This window comes from Brucella sp. IR068, from assembly GCF_049065885.1.
In the GTDB taxonomy this organism is placed as follows: Bacteria; Pseudomonadota; Alphaproteobacteria; order Rhizobiales; family Rhizobiaceae; genus Brucella; species Brucella intermedia.
In genome coordinates, this window is the sequence record NZ_JBAKHE010000008.1 from 13,117 (window position 1) to 35,407 (window position 22,291).

Consider the following 22,291-nt stretch of genomic DNA (forward strand, 5'->3'; position numbering starts at 1 on the left):
TATGATCATCAGGCTGATCTCAATCGCTTTTGGTTCTGTGGCCATCCCTATCATCAGTCGTGAAATGCGTAATGCAGGCGTACGCAGCCGCGGTCAAGCGTCTTGGCGCTGAGGAGAACAGGGCTCGCCTTGAAGCCGGTCGGCGGAAACAGCGGCATGCCGCCGCCGATGAGTTCGGGGATGACGTAAATCTCGATTTCATCCAGCGCGCCGCGTTCCAGAAATGCCATTTGCAACTGGCCGCCGCCGAGCATCCACACATCGCCGTCATCGAGCGCGCGCAGTTCCGCGATCAGCGCATCGACGTCGTGGCGGGTTTCAAGCGGCCCCCTGGGGTTTTCGACAGGCCGTGACGTGACCACGATGCATCTTTGGTCGCCATAGGCCCAGGGCGCATCGCTTTCAGCCACGAAGTCATAGGTGGCGCGACCCATGACAACAGTGCGGACCGACTGGATGAAGGTGCGGTAATCGTGCTCGCCCAGATCAGCGCCATCATATTTGAACAGCCAGTCGAGCCTGCCGTTCTCGTCCGCGATGAAGCCGTCGAGACTGGCGGCGATGTAGCCGACAATTTTCGCCATTGTGATTTCTCCGGTTGATTTATAAATGAATATACGTTTATATATTCACCATGGCAAGAACCAAATCCGTGCCCGATGAGGCAGTGCTCGACCGATTGTTGGCTGTCGTGGCGAAAGCCGGTCCCGATGGACTGACCTTCGCGCGGGCTGCAAAGGCGGCGGGGCTTTCTGCCGCCACGCTGGTCCAGCGTTACGGCAACAGCCAATCCATGCTTGAGGCGGTGCTGCTGCGGGCGTGGGACAAGCTCGATGCGGCAACGCGCGCGGCCGATGAAGATGCAGAACCCGGCCCGCAGGGCGCGATCGACCTGCTGATGGCGCTGATGCCATCGGACGCCGCTGAATATAATGCCACCGACGGGCTTCTGCTTTTGCGCGAGGATATTCGCAATCCGGTGCTGCGGGCGCGGGGCGCGGCATGGGGCGTCTATCTGGCCGGTGCGCTCGGGCGACGTCTTTCCAGCGATGCGGAAAAAGCCGAACGTCTCGGCTGGCAGATGGCCAGCATCTGGCAGGGCGCGCATATCTGGTGGGCTTTCACGCGTTGCGAGCCAGCGGAGACCGCAATCCGCCGTGCCCTCACGGAGTGGCTGGAGGCGGCGACACCGTCCTGATTTCTGTTGTACGGTCATGCCCCGCTTTGTAGGCTTGATCGCAAGCAGCGGGAGGGCATTATGCGCGTCGAGCAACTGGATCATGTACAGCTTGCCATGCCGGAAGGCGGAGAAGAGCAGGCACGCGCCTTTTATGGAGACCTTCTGGGGCTGCCGGAGGTTCCGAAGCCGTCGAACCTTGCGGCCCGCGGCGGCTGCTGGTTCGAGCGCGGGGCTCTGAAAATTCATCTGGGCGTCGATCCGGCCTTCGTGGCTGCGCGCAAGGCGCATCCGGCATTTCTGATCGATGATCTTGATGATCTGATCGGTATCCTGTCCGAAGCCGGTCATCCGGTGAGCGAGGATGAGCCGCTGGCAGGCTACAAGCGCTGCTATGTTTCCGATCCTTTCGGAAACCGCATCGAGCTGATGGAGCGCCTTCCAACCTGATGCTGGCTGTTATGGTTGATGGTTCGTTAACGGTATCGGTCTAGGTTGCGGTTTCAGCCCTGAATTTAGCCTTGTTTCGTCCTGATAGAACACGAATGTACCCTGTACGCCTTTTCAAAAGACCAAGATTGCTTGCATCCGCGCGGGCTGGCCTTGTCGTGGCCGGGCTGTTCGCCTGCGCGCCGGTTCTTGCGCAGGACGCCTTGCAGCAGCAGCGCGATCAGGCGGCAAGCGACTATGAAAAGCTCAGCAACGAACTCACCGTCACCGGCGACAGGCTGAAACAGCTTGAGGACGAGGTGGCCGGGCTGAAGAAGGATCAGGCCACCATTACCGCCGCGCTGATCCAGTCGGCCAAGACCGACAAGAAGCTGCAGCAGGATATTGCCGATATTGCCGACAAGCTGACCGCGCTGCGCGAGCAGGAAGACGGCATCCGCGCATCGCTCAGCGCACGGCGCGGCGTTCTGGCCGAAGTGCTGGCCGCGTTGCAGCGCATGGGGCTGAACCCGCCTCCCGCCATTCTGGTGCGGCCCGACGATGCGCTCGCCTCGGTGCGCAGCGCCGTGCTTCTTGGCGCCGTGGTGCCCGAAATGCGCGAGCAGGTGGAGGAGCTGACCGGCGATCTGAAAGACATGCAGCAGGTCACCGCTTCCATCGGCCAGGAGCAGGAAAAGCTGAAGACGACGCGCACGGTCCAGGCGGAAGAGCAGAAACGGCAATCACTTCTTCTTGAGGAGAAGAAGAAATTGCAGGCGCAATCGGAACAGGAAATCGAGGCGCAGCGCAAGCGTTCCGAAGAGCTTGCGGCCAAGGCAGGCAATCTGAAAGATCTCATCGACGGGCTCGACAAGCAGATGGCAGGCGTGCGCGATGCAGCCGAAGCGGCCCGCAAGGCGGAAGCCGATCGCCTTGCCGCAGCAAGGGAAAAGGCCGGGGAAGCCGCGCCCGATGACACGCATCTGCGCCCGCAGATCGATTTTGCCTCCTTGCAGGGCAAGCTTGCCTTGCCTGCGGCGGGCAAGACGGTGCGCCGCTACGGCGAAAGGGACGGCGTCGGCGGCTCCATGATGGGGCAGGTGGTCGAAACCTTGCCCTCTGCCACGATTACGTCACCTTCCGATGGCGTGATACTTTACGCGGGCACATTCCGTTCCTACGGGCAGCTCTTGATACTCGATGCAGGCAATGGATATCATGTCGTCATGGCTGGCATGGGGCGAATCGACGTATCGCAAGGCCAATTTGTACTTGCGGGAGAGCCGGTCGGCGCAATGGGAGAAAAACTTCTCGCAAGTGTTGCACCGATAGAGGTGGGCAATGGCGCGCCATTGCTTTACATTGAATTTCGAAAGGATGGAAAACCCGTCGATCCCGCTCCGTGGTGGACCGAACGGCTTTCTGGAAGGACGTGAAAATGATGCGTAAACTGTCGCTGCTGTTCGCCGGGGCCCTTCTGGGGGCGTCAGCCATGGTGATGGTCCAGGGCGCGCCGGCTTCCACTGCTTTCGCGGCAGGGAAAGATAGCGATGTCTACAAGGAACTGGCCCTTTTCGGCGATATTTTCGAGCGTGTGCGCGCACAATATGTGACGCCGCCCGACGACAAGAAGCTCACCGAAAGCGCGATCAACGGCATGTTGACCTCGCTCGATCCGCATTCGTCCTATCTCAACCCGGAAGCCGCGCAGGACATGCGCGCGCAGACCAAGGGTGAGTTCGGCGGCCTGGGCATCGAAGTGACGATGGACAACGATCTCGTCAAGGTCATCGCGCCGATCGACGATACGCCCGCTTCCAAGGCCGGCGTGCTGGCAGGCGATCTCATCACCAAGATCGACGGGCAGGAAGTGCGCGGGCTTTCGCTGAACGACGCCGTGGACAAGATGCGCGGCGAAGTGGGTTCGCAGATCGAGCTGACCATCCAGCGCGAAGGCGCTGACAAGCCGATCACGCTGAAGATCGCGCGCGCCGTCATCAAGGTGAAGGCCGTTCGCTACCGCGTCGAGAACGATGTGGGCTATCTGCGCGTCATCTCGTTTACCGAACAGACGTCCGACGACCTGAAGAAGGCGATCAAGGATATTCAGGACAAGATTCCGGGCGACAAGCTCAAGGGCTATGTTCTGGATCTTCGCCTCAATCCGGGCGGGCTGCTCGATCAGGCGGTCGCCGTGTCCGACGCCTTCCTCGACAAGGGCGAGGTGGTTTCGACCCGTGGCCGCGATCCGCAGGACGTGACCCGTTTCGATGCGCGCAAGGGCGACCTGACCGACGGCAAGCCGGTCATCGTTCTCATCAATGGCGGTTCGGCCAGCGCGTCGGAAATCGTTGCCGGTGCGTTGCAGGATCATCGCCGCGCCACCGTGCTCGGCACGCAGTCCTTCGGCAAGGGCTCGGTGCAGACGATCATTCCGCTTGGCGAAAATGGTTCGCTGCGCCTCACGACCGCGCTTTATTACACGCCGTCGGGCAAGTCGATCCAGGGCAAGGGCATCACGCCTGATATCAAGGTCGACCAGCCATTGCCGCCGGAACTGAAGGGTGAGGACGTCGTGCGCGGCGAATCCGAACTCAAGGGCCACATCAAGGGCAATGCCGAAGACGATAACGGCTCCGGTTCGTCGGCCTATGTCCCGGCTGAACCGAAGGACGATATTCAGCTCAATGAAGCCTTCAAGCTCCTGCGGGGCGAAGTGGCCAATGCCGCATTCCCGCCGGACCCGAAAAAGGGCGTGTTGAACTGATCGCTCCATGCTTGACCTGAACAGCCCGTTAGGACTGGACAAGAAACCGCAAAAGCGCGGGGGCTTACGCTCCCGCGCTTTTCGTTCGTCCGTGAAGGGTCTGGCCATCGTCGCCGGGCTTTGCCTTTCCGGGGGCGCGGTGTTCGCCATCTGGCAGACCAATCAGGCCGGTTTCCGCAAGACCGAAACCGCCGCTGTGGAACCGGCGCAAGCCGAAGCGCCCGCCGTCAAGCCAGAGGTGAAGCCTGCGACCGGCAACACGCCGCCGCCCGGCAGCGCATTGCGCGGAGCGAGCGGTCCGCCGGGACCGGCCATCATCAAGGTGACGCCGGACATGCCGCCCGGTATGCCAAATGTCGCTCCGGGTGCGGAAGGTAACGTGGTCGTGGTGCAGAACACGCATCGGTCCGGGCAGGACCAGCGCGTCGCCCATCTGCCGGAACCGGCGCTGGTCGAGCAGAGCCCGACCGGGCCGCTTCCCGTGCGCGGCGCGGATGGCCTGCGCCCGATGGATGCCTATGCGGTCGGCTGGTCCGGCGCGCGCGGGGCGCGGATCGCGCTTGTCATTGGCGGTCTCGGGCTGTCGCAGACCGGCAGCATGGAGGCGGTCGACAAGCTTCCGCCGGAAATCACGCTCGGATTTGCGCCGCAGGGCAACAGTTTGCAGCGCTGGATGCAGGCCGCACGGCAAAACGGTCATGAACTTGTGCTGCAATTGCCGATGGAGCCGTTCGATTATCCGCGCGTCAATCCCGGCCGCAATACGCTGACGGTGAATGACGGGGCCAGCCAGAATCAGGCTTCCCTGCTGTGGGCGCTGTCGCGCATGACCAATTATGCCGGAGTGATGAACTATATGGGTGCGCGTTTCACAGCCGAGACGGAAGCCTTTTCACCGGTGCTGGGCGAGATCGGCAGGCGCGGCCTTTATTATCTGGATGACGGCACATCGGCGCGCAGCCAGGCCGACCGGATTGCCGAAAGCGACGCGGTGCCTTTCGCGGCGGCGGATGTGCTGATCGATGCGGCGCAGGAGCGCGGCGCAATCCTCGATCGTCTGGATGAGCTGGAACGGATAGCGCGCGCCAATGGCAGCGCCATCGGCACCGGCTCGGCCTTTGCCGTGACGGTGGATGCGGTTGCCGCATGGGCCAATGAGATCAAGAAGCGCGGCATTGAAATCGTGCCGGTTTCGGCGCTGGTCCGCGATCCCGAACAGCAGTAGATTTTCATATCATGGAGAATGTCATGTCGAAGCACAAAGGCCCTGTCGACCCGGAAAGCCTGCCTTACCGCCCCTGTGTCGGGCTGATGGTGCTGAACAAGGCCGGTCTGGTCTGGGCTGGCCGGCGCATCGTCATCCCCGGCGACGAGATGGACGGTGCGACGCAGCTCTGGCAGATGCCGCAGGGCGGCATCGACAAGGGCGAGGAGCCGGTCGAGGCGGCCATCCGCGAGCTTTATGAGGAAACCGGCATGAAGTCGGTCTCGCTGCTCGAAGAGGCGTCGGACTGGATCAATTACGACCTGCCGCCGCATCTGGTCGGCGTGGCGCTCAAGGGCAAGTATCGCGGCCAGACGCAAAAGTGGTTTGCCTATCGTTTCGAGGGCGACGAAAGCGAAATCGCCATCAACCCGCCGCCCGGCGGCCATACCGCCGAATTCGACCGCTGGGAATGGAAGCCGATGGTTGAGCTGCCGGGGCTGATCGTGCCCTTCAAACGCAAGGTTTACGAGGACGTGGTTGCTGCTTTCCGGCATCTCGTGGCCTGATTTAACGGGGGAGGTGTTCGTGCCCCCTTGTGCCTTCCGCGAACATATAGTCAACTCGCATCAGGCGCGCCGGACGGCGCGTTTTGAGAGGGAGAAAAACGCATGGATGTTGGAAGTCTTCTCGTATTTCTTTTTGTGGGTCTTATCGCTGGCTGGCTGGCAGGCAAGGTCGTGCAGGGCGGCGGTTTCGGCCTGATCGGCAATATTATCGTCGGCGTGATTGGCGCTTTCTTTGCGGGCTGGCTGCTGCCGCGTCTCGGATTTTCTGTCGGCGGAGGGATTATCGCCGCAATCGTCAACGCTTTTATCGGCGCGGCCATCCTGCTTGTTATCCTGCGCATCATCAAACGCGCCTGACCTGCAAATATTTCTCTGAACAGGCCCGGCTTCCCGAAAGCCGGGTTTCTTCATTGCGAAGTTCAATCAGATGACACCGAATTCCAAACTGTCGCTCGGGCTGATTCTCACCGCATCGGCCGGTTTCGTCGATGCGATTGCCTTCCTGCAGCTTGGCGGTTTTTTCGCGTCCTTCATGAGCGGCAACACGACCCAGCTCGGCACCGCGCTGGCCGGACAGCCGGGGCCGCAGGGCGCGGTGCTGGTGTGGTTTCCGGCCATCCTGATCGTGCTGTTTTTCGCCGGAGCATTCTTCGGCACGCTGACGGTGCGCGCCCATGGACGCCGGGGCAGCCTTTATGTGATGGCGAGCGTCGTGGCGATATTGCTGCTGGTCGGCGTGCTGCGGCGGGAGGGCGCGCTGCTTATCCAGCCGGTGCTGCTGCTTGCCGCCGCCATGGGCGCGCAGAATGCGGCGGTGCAGCCGATAGGCGCGGCGCGTCTTGGCGTGACCTATGTGACCGGCACGCTCTTCAACGCCGCCGCCGATCTTGCCTGTTCGCTGCGCGGCGAAACGCCGAAATGGCGCTGGCTCCAGCATGTGGCCGTGTGGCTTTCCCTGATGCTTGGCGCTGTCGGCGGCGGTCTTGGGCACTATTTCATCGGCCTCGACGCGCTGTTCGTTCCGGCTGCGATGATTGTGGGCGTCATGGTCGCCTATATACGGCTCAATTGATTTAGCATGATCTGATCCGAAAACCGCTTCACACTTTTCGGGATCATGCTCAGCTGAAAAGCGATTTTTCGCTTTCCACTAGTTCGGAAATCAGGGCCGAAACCGCCGTCACGCGCCGCAATGTGCGAGCGGATTCGTGATAGGCGAGCCAATAGGCGCGGCGGATCACGCGGTCAGGCAGGACGGGGACAAGGTCAGGATCGGCGCGGGCGATGAAGGCGTGAAGAATGCCGATGCCCGCACCGGCGCGCACGGCCTCGACCTGTCCCAGAGCGCTCGACACTTCAAAAGCCGGTTTCCAGTCGCGGGAAATTTCCGGCGCATAGGCGAGCGACGGATTGATGACCAGATCCTCCACATAGCCGATCAGCCGGTGCCGGGCGAGGTCCTCCGGGCTTTCCGGCGTGCCGTTTTCTGCCAGATAGCGCCGATGCGCATAGAGGCCCAGCGTGTAATCGACGAGCCTGCGCGCAATCAGCCTGCCTTGTTCCGGACGTTCGACCGTGATGGCGATATCCGCCTCGCGGCGCGACAGCGAAAAGGAGCGCGGCACAGGCACAAGCTGGATGGTGAGGTCCGGATATTTCTGGGTCAGCCGCGCCAGCCGGGGCGCCAGGAAATTGACGCCGAACCCGTCCGGGGCGCCGATGCGCACCGTGCCCGACACGGCAATGTCCGCATTGCCGACATGGGCGCGGGCGGCAAGCATTTCCGCCTCCATGCGCTCGGCGGCAAGCAGAAATTCCTCGCCCGCCTGCGTCAGCGTCGAGCCATTGGTGCGGCGCGTCAGAAGCGTGGTGGAGAGCGCCGTTTCAAGCGCCGTCAGCCGCCGCGCGACGGTGGTGTGGTTGAGGCCAAGCCGTTTGGCCGCTCCAAGAATCTGGCCAGAGCGGGCGACGGCGAGAAAAATGCGGATATCGTCCCAGTTCATGATGTTCCCTGCATGAGGATGCGTCTTTGTTACTATAAAATTTGCACAACAGATACGCTTTTCAGCGCCTTGCAATCACGAATTTGCAGAGTCAAGATGAGGGCAACGATGGGGGCGCCTGCGCCCTCCAAAGCGATCATCAGGGAGGTTCTTCGATGCGCAATATCGGACATTTCATCGGCGGCAAGCATGTGGCAGGCAAGAGCGGCCGCACGGCGGACGTCTTCCAGCCGCTCGACGGCTCGGTGCAGGCCAAGGTGGCGCTGGCCACCAAGGACGAAGTGCGCGCCGCTGTCGAAAACGCCAAGGCCGCGCAGCCCGCTTGGGCTGCGACCAACCCGCAGCGCCGGGTCCGCATCCTGCGCAAGTTCATCGAACTGGTCGAAGCCGAATATGACAGCCTTGCCGAACTGCTGGCGCGCGAACACGGCAAGACCGTTGCCGACGCCAAGGGCGATATCCAGCGCGGCCTCGAAGTGGTGGAAGTCTGCCTCGGCGCGGCGCATATGCTGAAAGGCGAGTTCACCGACAATGCCGGTACCGGCATCGACACCTATTCCATGCGCCAGCCGCTCGGCGTCGTTGCAGGCATCACGCCGTTCAACTTCCCGGCCATGATCCCGCTGTGGAAGGCCGGTCCGGCGATTGCCTGCGGCAATGCCTTCGTGCTGAAGCCGTCCGAACGCGATCCGGGCGTGCCGATGCGCCTTGCCGAACTGTTCATGGAAGCCGGTCTTCCGGCAGGCATCTTCAACGTCGTCAACGGCGACAAGGAATCGGTCGATGCGCTGCTCGATGATCCGGATGTGCAGGCCATCGGCTTTGTCGGCTCGACGCCGATCGCGCAATATATCTATGGTCGCGGCTGCTCGAACGGCAAGCGCGTGCAGTGCTTCGGCGGTGCGAAGAACCATCTTCTCATCATGCCGGATGCCGACATGGACCAGACCGTCGATGCGCTGATCGGCGCAGGCTATGGTTCGGCTGGCGAACGCTGCATGGCGATCTCGGTCGCGGTGCCGGTCGGTGAAGACACCGCCAACCGCCTGATGGAAAAGCTCATCCCGCGCGTTGAATCGCTGAAGATCGGCACCTCCACCGACAATTCCGCCGATTACGGCCCGCTGGTCACCAAGGCAGCGCTCGACCGCGTGCGCGGCTATGTCGATCTCGGTGTCGAGGAAGGCGCGAAGCTGGTCGTCGATGGCCGTAACTTCAAGATGCAGGGCTATGAAGATGGCTTCTACATGGGTGGCTGCCTGTTCGATCATGTGACGCCGGACATGCGCATCTACAAGGAAGAAATCTTCGGCCCGGTTCTCTCGGTCGTGCGTGCCAAGAATTACGAGGAAGCGCTGGCCCTGCCGAACGACCATGAATATGGCAACGGCGTTGCGATCTTCACCCGTGATGGTGATGCGGCCCGCGATTTCGCCAGCCGCGTGCAGGTCGGCATGGTCGGCATCAACGTGCCGATCCCGGTTCCGATCGCCTATTACACCTTCGGCGGCTGGAAAGCTTCCGGCTTCGGCGATCTCAACCAGCACGGCCCGGATGCGTTCCGCTTCTACACCAAGACCAAGACTGTCACCTCGCGCTGGCCGTCTGGTGTTAAGGACGGTGCGGAATTCGTCATCCCGACGATGAAGTAACACCAGACGCTTCTTTGCTTGCGCGTCCTCGCCTTGGCTGCGGGCGCGCGGCTAGGCGTGAAGGACGGTGCGGAATTCGTCATCCCGACGATGAAGTAAGCATTGCGCTAAACACCTCGTCCTTCGAGACGGCGCTTTGCGCCTCCTCAGGATGAGGTGGTTGGCAATCTTTACTGCCCCCAAGCGAAACCCCGCCCTTGTGGCGGGGTTTTTGTTTGTATCCGGGCATCAATAAGGGCGCAGAGTTGGTCATCATCGACAACGAAGCAGGCGGCATGGCGTCTGTCACCTCATCCTGAGGAGGCGCAAAGCGCCGTCTCGAAGGACGAGGTGAGGGCCCCCCACCGCCAATGCCCAACGTCATCCTGAGCCTGTCAAGGGTCGGGGGATGACTGTGAGGCTGGCTTTCAGGGATGCAGGGGTGGAAATCCGTGCCGTTCCGTTAGGGCGGCCAATATCTTGTGCGGGTCGGCAATCAGCGAACGTCCTTCATGCACGCCGGTCTCGAATGCGGAGCGGTCGCCATCCTTCACAATCAGCAAAGGCAGGCTCTGGTTGTCCTCGCCAGCCAGCGCGATTACGGCCTTGCGCGGGCGCTGCCATTCCACGCGCTCGATGTCCAGATCGCTTCCCAATGCTGGAAACGAAGCCAGCACGCCCTCGATGAGCGCGCAGTGCCAGCAATAAAATTTCTGGCCGGGATAGGCCGGATCTTCAAAACCCGGTTTCAAGAGAAAAAGCTTGTCCTGATTCATGCTGTCATCCAAGGGTTGCTGCAAAAGGGCGATGCGTGGCGCAAAATCCCAGGCTTCGGAGCGCGCATTCCGTAAACCGCTTCGCACTTTTCGGAATGCGATTTGGAACAGCTTTCCAAGCCAGGCGTTCACAACCGATGTATAGCTTGGTTCGGCTGCGGGCGGTCAGTTTTTTCGATCCCGGCTTAAAACAAATGCTTGGAGCGCCGATCCCTTTCAATAAGATCGGAACGCTCGAAGCCGATCATCAGGAGTTCCGTCCATGAGCCAAAAGATCAATCGCCGTATCGTGCTGGCGTCCCGCCCCGAAGGTCGCCCGACCGCGGAAAATTTCCGGCTGGAGCAGGCGGCGCTCCCCGCTCCCGGTGATGGCGAGGTTCTGCTGCGCCTGCGCTATCTGTCGCTCGATCCCTATATGCGCGGGCGCATGAGCGCGGCGAAATCCTATGCCGCGCCGGTGGCCATCGGCGATGTGATGGAGGGCGGCACGGTCGGCGAAGTCGTTGAAAGCAGGAGCGCGGGCTTTGCACCGGGCGATTTCGTGCTGTCCCATTCGGGCTGGCAGGATTATGCGGTGGCCGATGCTTCCACCCTGCGCAAGCTCGACCCGAAACAGGCACCGGTGACGACGGCGCTCGGCGTTCTCGGCATGCCGGGCTTTACCGCCTATTCCGGCCTTCTGACCATCGGCCAGCCGAAATCCGGCGAAACCGTGGCGGTTGCGGCGGCGACCGGCCCGGTCGGGTCTGCCGTCGGGCAGATTGCCCGGATGAAGGGCGCGCGCGCCGTGGGCATCGCGGGCGGGGCAGACAAGTGCAAGGCGCTGATCGATGAATTCGGCTTCGATGCAGCCATCGACCACCACAGCCAGAATTTCGCGCAGGAACTGGCGCAGGCCTGCCCGAAGGGCATCGACGTCTATTTCGAGAATGTCGGCGGCAAGGTCTTCGATGCGGTGTTTCCGCTGCTGAACCAGTTTGCGCGCGTGCCGGTCTGCGGGTTGATCGCACAGTATAATCAGAGCGGGCCTTTCGACGGGCCGGACCGGCTGCCATTGGTGATGCGGGACATCCTGTCGAAAAGCCTGACCATTCGCGGCTTCATCCAGCGCGATTTCGCCGATCAGCGGCCAGCCTTCTATCACGACATGGTGAAGTGGATTGCCGACGGCCAGCTGCGCTACCGCGAAGACATTGTCAAAGGTCTGGAGAACGCGCCGAAAGCCTTCATTTCCCTGCTCGAAGGCGGCAATTTCGGAAAGCTTATCATAAAGCTCTCTTGAGCTCGCAATATTCTGCTTGCAGAACGGCCTTTTGAGCGTGATGCTGTGCCCGTCAATTCAAACTGAAGCGCGTTTCGATCTCCTGAATCGGATCGGCGCTCCGGTCATTTGTTTTAACGCGCATCTGTTCTGAAAGCCGTTTCACACGTTTCAGGATGCGCTCCAAGGGCAGGCAGAGCATGGGCGAGCGCCAGCAGGCGGGCATAGGGGAAGGCGGCGGGCCGGGACGTGAGCGCCAGGAAGAGGCCCGGCGCATTCTCGACCGGCTTGAGCGCGAGCAGACCGGCGGAGAAGGCATCGTGCGGCGTGGATTTACCCGCACGGCACAGCATCTTTCAGCCGCCGACGCTCCTGAAAACGACGCTGTCGAACTGTGGGCCACACGTGTCGGACGCGGGCTCGGCTTCCTCATCACGCTGGCCATCATCGTCTGGCTCATTTTCTATCTCATGCAAAGCTAGGTACCCAATGACGCTTTCTGCGCCTTCGGATGCGACAACCGTTATTGTCATCTCAAGCCATGTCGTGCGCGGTTCGGTCGGCAATCGGGCCGCCGTTTTCGCATTGGAAACACTGGGCTTTCCCGTCTGGGCCGTGCCGACCGTGGTGCTGCCATGGCATCCGGGACACGGGGTTCCAGGCGCTCCGGCGGGCCGCATCGTGCCGCCGGCGGAAGAGTTTTCGCGCCTGATGCAGGATCTTCAGCGCGCGCCGTGGCTTGGCGAAGTGGGCGCCATCCTGACCGGCTATCTCGGCCATCCCGAACAGGCGGCAGCCGTCGCCGAACTGGTGAAGACCGTGAAGGCGAAAAACCCCGACGCGGTCTATCTGTGCGACCCGGTCATCGGCGACGAGAAGGGGCTTTACGTGCCCGAGGCGACGGCGACCGGCATTCGCGACAAGCTCCTGCCGCTCGCCGATATCGCAACGCCCAACCGATTCGAGCTTTCCTGGCTGACCGGCGTGCCGCTCGAAGACAATACAGCCCTGATGGAAGCCGCGCTGGAGGCTGGTCCGGCAACCATGCTGGTCACATCGGCCTTTCCGCTGATGAGCGGCAGCATCGGCAATATTCTGCTGACGCCGACCATGGCGCTGATGGCCGAACATCGCCGCGTGGAAGGCCCGACCAACGGGCTTGGCGATCTGACCTCCGCCGTGTTTCTGGCGCGGCGTCTTTCCGGCATGACAGAGGAGAAAATGCTGCAAAGCACCACGGCGGCGGTGTTCGAGATCATGGCGCGCTCGGCAAAGCGCGGGGCGGACGAACTGATGCTGGAGGCCGATGCGTCGAGCCTCGCCACGCCGATGGCCATGGTGCAGACGCGGCGGCTGATGCATCCGACCAAGGGGTTCCGCGCTTGACGCAAGCCGTGCTTGCCGGTGTCGACGGTTGCCCCGGCGGCTGGATCGCGGTGGCCGGTGAGGGCGGGAGTTTGCGGGCCGAAGTGTTCGGCAGTTTTGCCGCCTTGACGGCTTCGCTTCCCGGCGAGGCGATCATTGCCGTGGACATGCCGATCGGCCTGCCGGAAAGGGGTGTGCGTTCGGCGGAACGGGCAGCGCGCGCCCATCTTGGCGAAAGGCAGTCGAGCCTTTTCTCCATTCCGCCGCGCGCCGCCGTCTATGCCGGGGATTACCGCGAAAGCTGTTCCCTGTCGCTCGAACGGACCGATCCGCCGCGCAAGGTTTCAAGGCAGGCATTCGGGCTTTTCCCTAAGATCTGCGAGCTGGACACTCTGTTGCGAAGCGATGCCGCATTGGCGGCGCGCATCATTGAATCGCATCCGGAACTGGCTTTTGCCGCGCTGAACGGCATGAATTCCATGTCCCTGCCGAAGAAGATCAAGGGGCGCGTAAACCCGGAAGGGCTGGCGGAGCGCCGGGCCTTGTTGCAGCGCTGCGGACTGCCGGAGGATTTTTTAAAAAGTCCCGTTCCGCGCGGCGCGAAGGAGGATGACTTTCTCGATGCCTGCGCCATGTATCTCGTGGCCCGTCGCCATGCACGTGGCGAGGCGCGTCCGTATCCTGATCATGTGGAACGCGACGATTTCGGTCTCCGCATGGCGATTTGGGCTTGAGAAACATGCGTGAATGCGAACGGAAACATGCGTCCAATTCGACGCAGCCCGTTCAATGCATTTCGATTGATCTCGGTTTTCGATAGGGATATTGGAAAAATATGGTTGATCTTCCAGACACACTTCTCGCCGGTTATCGAACCTTCATGCGCGAGCATTTTGCCCACGAAACTGCACGATATCGCCATCTGGCCGACAAGGGACAATCACCGGAAACGCTGGTTATCGCTTGTTGTGATTCCCGTGCGGCCCCCGAAACCATCTTCAACGCGGCACCCGGCGAAATCTTCGTCCTGCGCAATGTTGCCAATCTCATCCCGCCCTACGAACCCGATGGCGAATATCATGCGGCTTCCGCAGCGCTGGAATTTGCGGTGCAGAGCCTCAAGGTGAAGAACATTGTCGTCATGGGCCATGGCCGCTGCGGCGGCATCAAGGCGGCGCTCGACACCGAAAGCGCACCGCTTTCGCCGGGTGACTTCATCGGCAAGTGGATGAGCCTGATCGCCCCCGCCGCCGAAGCCGTCAGCGGCAACCAGCTCATGACGCAGAGCGAACGCCAGACAGCGCTGGAACGGATATCGATCCGCTACTCCATCAACAATCTGCGCACATTCCCCTGCGTCGATATTCTGGAGAAGAAGGGTAAGCTCACCCTGCATGGCGCATGGTTCGATATTTCGACCGGCGAGCTGTGGGTGATGGATCATCAGACGGGCGATTTCAAACGTCCTGACCCTGCCTGATCCGGCTCCCCGAAAATGCCTTCCGAAACGGTTCCTCTCTGATCGAGAGGGGCCGTTTTGTTTTTTCTGAAATACCGAAAATCGGTGTTTTTCGTTGCCAAAACGCGAAAAACCGCACCAGAACATGCAAAAATAGCCCCAAATCTTGGGGCTATTTTGTGTCGCGTGTGGCTTTTCTGTGGCAATTTCAAAGCGAAATTGCGGATTTGGGCTTCAGAGCGGGGTGTTTATAAACTGAGCCCTCGTCCCGCTCCGAATTTTGTAGAGCATAATTTATCCGAAAACCGGGTTCCGACTTTTCGGAATCATGCTCTAGTTGCCGTCGATGGCCTTGCCCATGACGGCGATGGCGCGCTGGTAGACCTGTGCGGCATTCCAGCCCTGGATCGCGCCATAGTTCGGTTCGCCCGGCTGATAGCCTGCGCCGCGCTGCCAGCCGTGGCCGACGAGGAAGTTCGCGGTCGAATGGAGCGCGTCCGCCTTGTTGCGCAGGTCGAAATGGGAGCCGCCCGAGCCGCTGACGCCGTATTTCAGGACGTTTGCGGGCATGAACTGGGTCTGGCCGACTTCGCCATGCATCGCGCCAACGGCCTGCGGGCTGAGGTCGCCCTGATCGATGAGCTTGAGAGCGGCATAGAGCTGGCCGGTGAAGTAATCGGAACGGCGGCAGTCATAGGCCAGCGTTGCGACGGCCGACAGGGTGTGCTGCTTGCCGAGATAGGAACCGAAGCCGGTTTCCATGCCCCAGATCGCGATCAGCGGGCCGGCCGGAACGCCATAGCGCTTCTCGATTGCGGCGAAGAGAGCGGCGTTCTGCTGCTTCTGCGCGCGGCCGCGCTTGATGATGGTGTCGGCGCCGCGCTTCTTCATGAAGTCTTCAAAGGAGAGCTTGAAGCTCTTCTGATTGCGGTCGGCATTGATGGTGGCCTGCGCATATTTGGTGCCGGCCAGCGCATTGAGGCCCGCCTTGCCAACGCCGCGCGACGGCGCTTCCTTCAGGGTCTGCTGGAGCCAGGCATTATAGCCTGCGGCGTTGTTGCCGCACTGGGCCGCCTCGGCAATGCCTGTTCCCGTCATCATGCCCATTGCAAGAACTGCTGCTGCCGTCCAAGTCCGGCCCTTGGCAACCAACGCCATTCGTTTCTCCTTTGGAATTGATTCGACTTCAACGCGAACTTGCCATTCCTTACACCAAATGTCATGTCGGAATGGCAGCTGAAGAGTGGTCGAGCGGCGCGGTTTCAAGCATTTTTGCACCGGATCGGCAAGTGTTTCTTTGGTCGCAGAAGAAATGCAGCCCGCCGGCAGGTCCCACGATCTGCCTCTTCAGGCTACCTCTTGGGGGCGGCAAGCGGGAGAATGCGCTGGAGGATACTTCCGGTGCGGGTTTCAGCCCGTTTCGGGCCTTTTGCTTGACATTGCGGGCTGATCGCCTTAAAGCCTGCTCCAATCTATCCGCGATCTTCAGAACGCGAGCCACCGACCGGGACCCATCATGGTATAAAGCGATCCCGGAGGTCCACATCCGACAGCGCGATGCGCCCTCGGGTGCTGTACCGCTTTGGTTGCTTCTTGAACTGGCAGACACACGGGACGATTTATCCCTGACGAAGCATAAGCCTCTTCTCGGATTAAAAGGAAATTCGATGTTTGAATCACTTCAGGAGCGTCTTGGCTCCATCCTGAACGGCCTTACCGGACGCGGCGCTCTTTCAGAAGCCGACGTGACGGCGGCGCTGCGCGAAGTGCGCCGCGCGCTGATCGAGGCCGACGTTTCGCTGGAAGTGGTTCGCTCCTTCACCGACCGCGTTCGCGAGAAGGCTGTCGGCGCGGAAATCCTGAAAAGCATCAAGCCCGGCCAGATGGTCGTCAAGATCGTCCATGACGAACTTGTCGAAATGCTTGGCACCGAAGGCGTCTCCATCGATCTGAATGCGCCGGCCCCGGTCGTGATCATGATGGTGGGCTTGCAGGGTTCGGGCAAGACGACGACGACGGGCAAGATCGCCAAGCGCCTGACCGAGCGCCAGCGCAAGAAAGTGCTGATGGCCTCGCTCGATACGCGCCGTCCGGCTGCGCAGGAACAGCTTCGCCAGCTTGGCATACAGACCGGCGTCGACACGCTGCCGATCATTGCCGGACAGTCGCCGGTGGAAATCGCCAAGCGCGCCGTTCAGGCTGCAAAGCTTGGCGCGCATGATGTCGTCATTCTCGATACGGCAGGCCGCACGCATATCGACGAGCCGCTGATGGTGGAAATGGCGGATATCCGCAAGGCCGCCAATCCGCATGAAATCCTGCTCGTCGCCGATAGCCTGACCGGTCAGGACGCCGTCAATCTGGCGCGCAATTTCGATGAGCGCGTCGGCATTACCGGCATCGTGCTCACCCGCATGGACGGCGATGGCCGTGGCGGCGCGGCACTTTCGATGCGCGCCATCACCGGCAAGCCGATCAAGCTGATCGCCACCGGCGAAAAGATGGATGCGCTCGAGGAGTTCTATCCGAAGCGCATTGCCGACCGCATTCTCGGCATGGGCGACATTGTTTCGCTGGTCGAAAAAGCCGCCGAAAACATCGACGCGGAAAAAGCCGCGGCGATGGCCAAGAAGATGCAGTCGGGCAAGTTCGATCTCAACGATCTTGCCGAACAGCTCAAGCAGATGAAGAAGCTCGGCGGCATGGGCGGCATCATGGGCATGATGCCGGGCATGAGCGGGATGAAGGACAAGGTGGCCGCTGCCGGTCTCGACGACAAGGTGTTCGACCGCCAGCTCGCCATCATCGGCTCGATGACCAAGGCCGAGCGCGCCAATCCCGACATTCTCAAGCACAGCCGCAAGCAGCGCATCGCCAAGGGTTCCGGCACCAGCGCCGCCGACATCAACAAGCTTCTCAAGATGCATCGCCAGATGGCCGACATGATGAAAGTCATGGGCAAGGGCAAGGGCGGAATGATGAAGCAGATGATGGGCGGCCTTGCCAACAAGATGGGGCTGGGCGGTCTGGGTGGAGGAATGGGCATGCCTGACCTCTCCAAGATGGACCCCAAGCAGCTTGAGGCGCTTGCCAAGCAGGCGGAAGCAGCGGGCCTGACGAAAGGCGGCGGTCTGCCGGGCCTGCCCGGCGGCGGTCTTCCGGGCGGTCTGCCCGGTCTGGGCGGACCCAAGCTTCCCGGTCTCGGTGGCGGTCTTCCGGGCCTGCCGAAGAAGAAGTGAGAATCATGAGCGACGAACAGAACACTGCACCGGCTGAACTTCTGGCACTGCGCGCCTCCATCGACAATATCGATGCGGCGCTGATCCATATGCTGGCCGAACGTTTTCGCTGCACAAAGGCCGTTGGCGTACTCAAGGCCGAACGCGGCCTCGCACCGGCTGATCCCGCCCGCGAAAAGCGTCAGGTGGAGCGTCTGCGCGCGCTGGCAGTCGATGCCCATCTCGATCCCGATTTCGCCGAAAAATTCCTGAACTTCATCGTGAAGGAAGTCATTCGGCATCATGAGCATGCCGCCGCCAATCACGGCGGAAAACAATAGCTATATCGATAGCTTAACCCGTTTTGCCACGGCCATTCCCCGGGCGAAGCAATTGTCTAAAGGAAAGAAAAAATGTCTCTGAAGATTCGTCTGGCCCGCGCTGGCTCCAAGAAGCGTCCTTACTACCACATCGTCGTTGCCGACGTCCGCAGCCCGCGTGACGGCCGCTTCATCGAAACCGTTGGCGCATGGAACCCGATGCTGGCCAAGGACGCTGAACGCGTGAAGCTCGACGCCGACCGCATCCAGCATTGGATTGCACAGGGCGCACAGCCGACCGACCGCGTTCTGCGCTTCCTCGACCAGGCTGGCCTTGCCAAGCGTCCGGCCCGCAGCAACCCGACCAAGGGCGAGCCGGGCAAGAAGGCCCAGGAACGTCTGGCCATGGCCAAGCAGGCTGAAGAAGAAGCCGCTGCAAAGGCTGCTGAAGCTGCTGCGGCCGCCGCAGAAGCCGCTGCTGCCCCGGCTGAAGAAGCTGCAAGCGAATAATCTTTCGCGCAGTTTGCGTTATAAAAAGGCGGCGGAGCAATCCGCCGCTTTTTTGTTGACCGCTTTCCTGGAGGGCAAATGGGGATTACATTGAAACTCGCCGCCGTGCTGCCCGCGCTTATTGTCGCCGTACTTGCCAGTCCGGCGCGCGCGATCGACGCGCAGCTACTGGCTGCGGCGGCCGCCTCTTATCGAGACGGAGCGGCAGCGCAACAATTGGAAGACCGGATTGCCGACCTCATCGAAGCGGGTGACAAGGCTGGGCTGGAGGCACTGGCCTCGCAAATCTCGAGGGAGGACGGCCCCTTTCTCGATGCATTGACAGCACTTGCGGAACAGAATCAAGCGCCGGCAGGTGAGGCGAAGCCTGCTCCCGGCAGCGAACTGGCACGCTTGGCGAGCGCCCTGGGCCCCTGTCATCAGGCGAACATCGCTCTCAGGATCATTGTGCTTCTCATTTCGAACGGCGGAGCTGAACCGGTTGTCAGGAATGGTATTGTCATGATCGAAGGGAGTGAGATCGATAGTACCTATGCAACCCTGATCCACATATGCGAGAACGTCAACGCGCTGCCCGCCCACAAGGCGAGGATTGGGTCCAGATGCTATTTCACGGGTGCTTGTGGCGATGATCCCGATATGGATTGAGATATCGGGACTGACCTGATGGCATTCCATGATAAGGTCGGATCATGGAACATTCTGGTGAAATTCTTATCCTGACCGGCACGCCGGGCGCCGGTAAAACCACGACCGCCGAGAGGCTTGCGAACCAGCCGGGTTCGCCGAAGGTTCATCTTCATTCGGACGATTTCTGGCACTTCATCAAGAATGGTGCGATCCAGCCCTATCTGCCGGAAGCCCATGCGCAAAATGTCATTGTGATGGATGCGCTGACCAAGGCGGCCAAGGCCTATGCCGACGGCGGCTATTTCGTCATCGTCGACGGCATAATCGGGCCATGGTTCCTCGAGCCATTCCGAAACCTTGCCACGCCGCTTCACTATGTGGTTCTGCGTCCATCTCTCGATGAGGCGATCCGGCGCTGCCGCGAGCGTGGCGGCAATACGCTTGCCGATCCGGGTCCGATTGCGGAACTGCACGGGCAATTGTCCGCGCTGGGGCCGCTAGAGCCGCACGTGCTGGCTGCCGAAGGGTGGTCTCGCAGTCAGACGCTTGCCGCTGTTCGCGCTGCGGTCGAAAGCGGCGCTTTCCGCCTGCATCCCTGAAACAGGCGGTCGCGGTTTTACCTTGTTGTCCAAACCGACTGGAAAACGAGTGAATTTCGACTATCTTGCTGATTTGACGGCTCGCATTTGCGTGAACGCACTCATGCGGGTGTTGAATTTGTTTCCCCGGCGCTTGGCAAAGCGCCCTTTTCAGGAGAAATCCATGTCGGGTACGACGGTTGCCACTTCTTTCTCGCTTGCAGCCCTGGGCCGCCGTATTTTCATCGCTCTTGGTCTGGCTGTTCTGGTTCCGCTGCTCTCCGCCTGCGGTTTCAACACTATCCCGACCAATGAGGAACGGGCGAAGGCCGCCTGGGGCGAGGTGCAGAACCAGTATCAGCGGCGCGCCGATCTCGTGCCCAATCTGGTCGAGACCGTGAAGGGCTATGCCGCTCACGAACAGGAGACGCTGCAGGCCGTGATCGAGGCGCGCGCCAAGGCGACGCAGGTGCAGATCACGCCCGAAACGCTCAACAATCCCGAACTCTTCAAGCAGTTTCAGGATAATCAGGCCAACCTGACGAGCGCGCTGTCGCGCCTGATGGTGGTGGTCGAGCGTTATCCGGACCTGAAAGCCAACCAGAACTTCCTTGCATTGCAATCGCAGCTCGAAGGCACTGAAAACCGCATCGCCGTCGCCCGCCGTGACTATATCGAGGCGGTTCGCGTCTACAATACGTCGCTGCGCACCATGCCGACGATGATCTGGACGTGGATCTGGTATCGCGATGCGCAGCCCATGCAGAGCTTCAGCGCCGATGCAGGCAGCCAGACCGCGCCCAAAGTCAACTTCAACTGACGGCGCGTCTCATGATGCGTCTGGAGGCGGGTGCAGCACCCATGCGTGATCGTCGCGGCTTTTATTGGCCGCGGCATCTTATTGCGCTTGTCTTTCTGCTGTTTTCCGCAGCCTTGATGCTGCATACGGCAGCCTTGGCACAGGATGCATCGAAACCCGCACAGACCCTGACTGGCCGCGTGGTGGATGCGGCGGGGATCATCGATCCGGCAGAGCGCCAGAGCCTCACGCAGAAGCTTGCCGATTTCGAAGCCAAATCGTCGGATCAGGTGGTCGTGGTGACAGTCCCGAGCCTCAATGGCGAAGACATCGAAACCTATTCCAACCGTCTGTTCCGCGCCTGGGCGCTTGGCCAGAAACAGGAAAACAACGGCATATTGCTGGTGGTGGCGCCCAATGACCGCAAGGTGCGCATCGAGGTCGGCTACGGCCTCGAAGGCGTGATGACCGATGCGCTTTCAAGCGTCATCATCAATGGCACCATCATTCCCGAATTCCGCACGGGCGATTATTCGAAAGGCATCGTGCAGGGCGTTGACGGCATTCTTTCGGTGCTTTCCGGCGATGCCGCCGAGCTTGAAGCGCGCGCCAGGCGCAATGTGCAGTCGAGTTCCGATGATGTCGACTGGGTGTTCGTCGTCTTCATTGCCTTCTGGTGCCTGATCTTCTTCGGCGGTTTCGGCATGGCGATCCTGACGCCGGTTTTCGGGCGCAAGATCGGGCCGGGCCGGTATCAGTGGCTCGGCATGGTGGTGGATTATAACAATCGCGGCGGCGGGTCTGGCGGCAGGGGTGGCGGCGGTGGCTGGTCGTCCGGTGGGGGCGGCGGCGGTTTCTCCGGCGGCGGTGGTTCATCGGGTGGCGGCGGCGCCTCGGGCAGCTGGTAGGGAGACGCAGGGATGAAGCATCACACGCTGATTGGCGCCGAGGACCATGCCCGCATTGCCGAGGCGATCCGCAAGGCGGAAGCCGAGACCAGCGGCGAAATCTATGCGGTTCTGGCCCGTTCCAGCGACGATTATTTCTTTGCGGCGGGCTTTGTCGCCACCTGCGGCATCCTGCTGGCATCGGTCGTCGTGGCGTTTCTGGCGCACTGGTACTGGTTCGATGTCCGCCTGCCCATGTTCGGGCTTGCGGTGCTGGCGGCCTTCCTGACCGCGATGCTGGTGCTGTGGGTCTTTCCGGCCATCCGCATGCTGCTGGTGCCGCGCCGCATCCGTTACAAGCGCGCGCATCTCAATGCGTTGCAACAGTTTCTGGCGCGCAATGTGCACATCACCGAGCATCGCACCGGCATCCTGCTCTTCGTCTCCATGGCCGAACATTATGCCGAGGTGATCGCCGATGCGGGCATCAATGCGCGGGTCGGACAGGACGAGTGGAATGCGATCGTGGCGACGCTCGTCCATCATGCATCGCGGGCGCAGGTGGCCGAGGGTTTCGTGCTGGCGATCGGTCAGGCGGGCCTTTTGCTGGAGACGCATTTCCCGGCAGGGGCGGACAATGTTAACGAACTCGACGATCACCTGATCGAGTTATGAGAGCCGTTCGGTTCCGTCAGAATCATCTGCAAC

At 61.3% G+C, this 22,291-nt stretch carries 26 protein-coding genes; 22 read left to right on the forward strand and 4 right to left on the reverse strand.

All coding sequences use genetic code 11. From position 1 onward, the window contains the following. Positions 1 to 53: 53 nt before the first annotated feature. A complete protein-coding gene (locus tag ACOWVS_RS14465; RefSeq protein WP_063620192.1) occupies positions 54 to 584 on the reverse strand; it encodes a dihydrofolate reductase family protein in 531 nt (176 codons plus the stop codon). Positions 585 to 634: 50 nt separating this feature from the next. Here ACOWVS_RS14465 and ACOWVS_RS14470 point away from each other — a divergent pair, with 50 nt between their 5' ends. The 8 genes from ACOWVS_RS14470 to ACOWVS_RS14505 all read left to right on the forward strand — a co-directional run bounded on the left by ACOWVS_RS14470 (position 635) and on the right by ACOWVS_RS14505 (position 7,218). Beyond that, entirely contained in the window at positions 635 to 1,198 is a 564-nt protein-coding gene (locus ACOWVS_RS14470; RefSeq protein WP_063620191.1) for a hypothetical protein, read from the forward strand. 60 nt (positions 1,199 to 1,258) lie between these two features. Beyond that, complete coding sequence (locus ACOWVS_RS14475; RefSeq protein ID WP_063620190.1) at positions 1,259 to 1,627, forward strand: VOC family protein; 369 nt, start codon at positions 1,259 to 1,261, stop codon at positions 1,625 to 1,627. A gap of 95 nt (positions 1,628 to 1,722) precedes the next feature. After that, positions 1,723 to 3,042 (forward strand): murein hydrolase activator EnvC family protein, encoded by a 1,320-nt coding sequence (locus ACOWVS_RS14480; RefSeq protein WP_075042062.1) that lies wholly within the window; start codon positions 1,723 to 1,725, stop codon positions 3,040 to 3,042. 2 nt (positions 3,043 to 3,044) lie between these two features. Next, the gene (locus ACOWVS_RS14485; RefSeq protein WP_075042061.1) at positions 3,045 to 4,373 is read left to right on the forward strand and encodes a S41 family peptidase; all 1,329 of its coding nucleotides are present in this window, start codon (positions 3,045 to 3,047) and stop codon (positions 4,371 to 4,373) included. A 7-nt stretch (positions 4,374 to 4,380) separates the two neighbouring features. Continuing rightward, the gene (locus tag ACOWVS_RS14490) at positions 4,381 to 5,598 is read left to right on the forward strand and encodes a divergent polysaccharide deacetylase family protein (RefSeq protein WP_075042060.1); all 1,218 of its coding nucleotides are present in this window, start codon (positions 4,381 to 4,383) and stop codon (positions 5,596 to 5,598) included. Positions 5,599 to 5,621: 23 nt separating this feature from the next. Further along, entirely contained in the window at positions 5,622 to 6,146 is a 525-nt protein-coding gene (locus tag ACOWVS_RS14495) for an RNA pyrophosphohydrolase (RefSeq protein WP_075042059.1), read from the forward strand. 102 nt (positions 6,147 to 6,248) lie between these two features. After that, entirely contained in the window at positions 6,249 to 6,503 is a 255-nt protein-coding gene (locus ACOWVS_RS14500) for a GlsB/YeaQ/YmgE family stress response membrane protein (RefSeq protein ID WP_075042058.1), read from the forward strand. Between the two features lie 70 nt (positions 6,504 to 6,573). After that, on the forward strand, positions 6,574 to 7,218 hold the full coding sequence (locus ACOWVS_RS14505) for a YoaK family protein (RefSeq protein WP_075042057.1): 645 nt from the start codon (positions 6,574 to 6,576) through the stop codon (positions 7,216 to 7,218). Positions 7,219 to 7,267: 49 nt separating this feature from the next. Here ACOWVS_RS14505 and ACOWVS_RS14510 read toward each other — a convergent pair whose 3' ends face one another. Continuing rightward, positions 7,268 to 8,149: a LysR family transcriptional regulator gene (locus ACOWVS_RS14510; protein ID WP_075042056.1), complete on the reverse strand. Its 882-nt coding sequence runs from the start codon at positions 8,147 to 8,149 to the stop codon at positions 7,268 to 7,270. A gap of 155 nt (positions 8,150 to 8,304) precedes the next feature. Between ACOWVS_RS14510 and ACOWVS_RS14515 the strand changes: the two genes are divergently transcribed. Next, on the forward strand, positions 8,305 to 9,801 hold the full coding sequence (locus tag ACOWVS_RS14515; RefSeq protein WP_063620186.1) for a CoA-acylating methylmalonate-semialdehyde dehydrogenase: 1,497 nt from the start codon (positions 8,305 to 8,307) through the stop codon (positions 9,799 to 9,801). 407 nt (positions 9,802 to 10,208) lie between these two features. Here the strand turns inward: ACOWVS_RS14515 and ACOWVS_RS14520 are convergent, their stop codons facing one another. Further along, complete coding sequence (locus tag ACOWVS_RS14520) at positions 10,209 to 10,556, reverse strand: DUF3088 domain-containing protein (RefSeq protein ID WP_063620202.1); 348 nt, start codon at positions 10,554 to 10,556, stop codon at positions 10,209 to 10,211. Between the two features lie 262 nt (positions 10,557 to 10,818). On the opposite strand from ACOWVS_RS14520, the gene ACOWVS_RS14525 reads away from it, so the two are divergent. The 5 genes from ACOWVS_RS14525 (at position 10,819) to ACOWVS_RS14545 (ending at position 14,662) form a co-directional block, all read left to right on the forward strand. Beyond that, on the forward strand, positions 10,819 to 11,838 hold the full coding sequence (locus ACOWVS_RS14525) for an NADP-dependent oxidoreductase (RefSeq protein WP_063620185.1): 1,020 nt from the start codon (positions 10,819 to 10,821) through the stop codon (positions 11,836 to 11,838). 179 nt (positions 11,839 to 12,017) lie between these two features. Further along, on the forward strand, positions 12,018 to 12,299 hold the full coding sequence (locus tag ACOWVS_RS14530) for a hypothetical protein (protein ID WP_075042055.1): 282 nt from the start codon (positions 12,018 to 12,020) through the stop codon (positions 12,297 to 12,299). A gap of 7 nt (positions 12,300 to 12,306) precedes the next feature. Next, positions 12,307 to 13,203 carry a pyridoxal kinase PdxY gene (gene pdxY, locus ACOWVS_RS14535; RefSeq protein ID WP_006467846.1) on the forward strand — a complete coding sequence of 299 codons (897 nt, stop codon included), beginning with the start codon at positions 12,307 to 12,309 and terminating at the stop codon, positions 13,201 to 13,203. Next, on the forward strand, positions 13,200 to 13,916 hold the full coding sequence (locus tag ACOWVS_RS14540) for a DUF429 domain-containing protein (protein WP_063620184.1): 717 nt from the start codon (positions 13,200 to 13,202) through the stop codon (positions 13,914 to 13,916). Before pdxY ends, ACOWVS_RS14540 begins: the two co-directional genes overlap by 4 nt. 101 nt (positions 13,917 to 14,017) lie before the next feature. Continuing rightward, complete coding sequence (locus tag ACOWVS_RS14545; RefSeq protein ID WP_025090908.1) at positions 14,018 to 14,662, forward strand: carbonic anhydrase; 645 nt, start codon at positions 14,018 to 14,020, stop codon at positions 14,660 to 14,662. 312 nt (positions 14,663 to 14,974) lie between these two features. Here the strand turns inward: ACOWVS_RS14545 and ACOWVS_RS14550 are convergent, their stop codons facing one another. Beyond that, positions 14,975 to 15,799: a lytic murein transglycosylase gene (locus ACOWVS_RS14550; RefSeq protein ID WP_006467843.1), complete on the reverse strand. Its 825-nt coding sequence runs from the start codon at positions 15,797 to 15,799 to the stop codon at positions 14,975 to 14,977. Between the two features lie 509 nt (positions 15,800 to 16,308). Between ACOWVS_RS14550 and ffh the strand changes: the two genes are divergently transcribed. The 8 genes from ffh to ACOWVS_RS14590 all read left to right on the forward strand — a co-directional run bounded on the left by ffh (position 16,309) and on the right by ACOWVS_RS14590 (position 22,258). Then, positions 16,309 to 17,880, forward strand: a complete 1,572-nt coding sequence (gene ffh, locus ACOWVS_RS14555) for a signal recognition particle protein (RefSeq protein ID WP_025090906.1) — start codon at positions 16,309 to 16,311, stop codon at positions 17,878 to 17,880. A 5-nt stretch (positions 17,881 to 17,885) separates the two neighbouring features. Continuing rightward, positions 17,886 to 18,200 carry a chorismate mutase gene (locus ACOWVS_RS14560; protein ID WP_006471242.1) on the forward strand — a complete coding sequence of 105 codons (315 nt, stop codon included), beginning with the start codon at positions 17,886 to 17,888 and terminating at the stop codon, positions 18,198 to 18,200. Positions 18,201 to 18,272: 72 nt separating this feature from the next. Next, positions 18,273 to 18,689: a 30S ribosomal protein S16 gene (gene rpsP, locus ACOWVS_RS14565; protein WP_021588087.1), complete on the forward strand. Its 417-nt coding sequence runs from the start codon at positions 18,273 to 18,275 to the stop codon at positions 18,687 to 18,689. Positions 18,690 to 18,767: 78 nt separating this feature from the next. Further along, positions 18,768 to 19,337, forward strand: a complete 570-nt coding sequence (locus ACOWVS_RS14570) for a hypothetical protein (RefSeq protein WP_063620182.1) — start codon at positions 18,768 to 18,770, stop codon at positions 19,335 to 19,337. Positions 19,338 to 19,381: 44 nt separating this feature from the next. Continuing rightward, positions 19,382 to 19,918 carry an ATP-binding protein gene (locus ACOWVS_RS14575; RefSeq protein ID WP_063620181.1) on the forward strand — a complete coding sequence of 179 codons (537 nt, stop codon included), beginning with the start codon at positions 19,382 to 19,384 and terminating at the stop codon, positions 19,916 to 19,918. A gap of 163 nt (positions 19,919 to 20,081) precedes the next feature. Further along, positions 20,082 to 20,717 carry a LemA family protein gene (locus tag ACOWVS_RS14580; RefSeq protein ID WP_025090902.1) on the forward strand — a complete coding sequence of 212 codons (636 nt, stop codon included), beginning with the start codon at positions 20,082 to 20,084 and terminating at the stop codon, positions 20,715 to 20,717. A gap of 116 nt (positions 20,718 to 20,833) precedes the next feature. After that, positions 20,834 to 21,604 carry a TPM domain-containing protein gene (locus tag ACOWVS_RS14585; protein ID WP_420973109.1) on the forward strand — a complete coding sequence of 257 codons (771 nt, stop codon included), beginning with the start codon at positions 20,834 to 20,836 and terminating at the stop codon, positions 21,602 to 21,604. Positions 21,605 to 21,616: 12 nt separating this feature from the next. Further along, positions 21,617 to 22,258 (forward strand): TPM domain-containing protein, encoded by a 642-nt coding sequence (locus tag ACOWVS_RS14590; protein WP_025090900.1) that lies wholly within the window; start codon positions 21,617 to 21,619, stop codon positions 22,256 to 22,258. Positions 22,259 to 22,291: the final 33 nt, after the last annotated feature.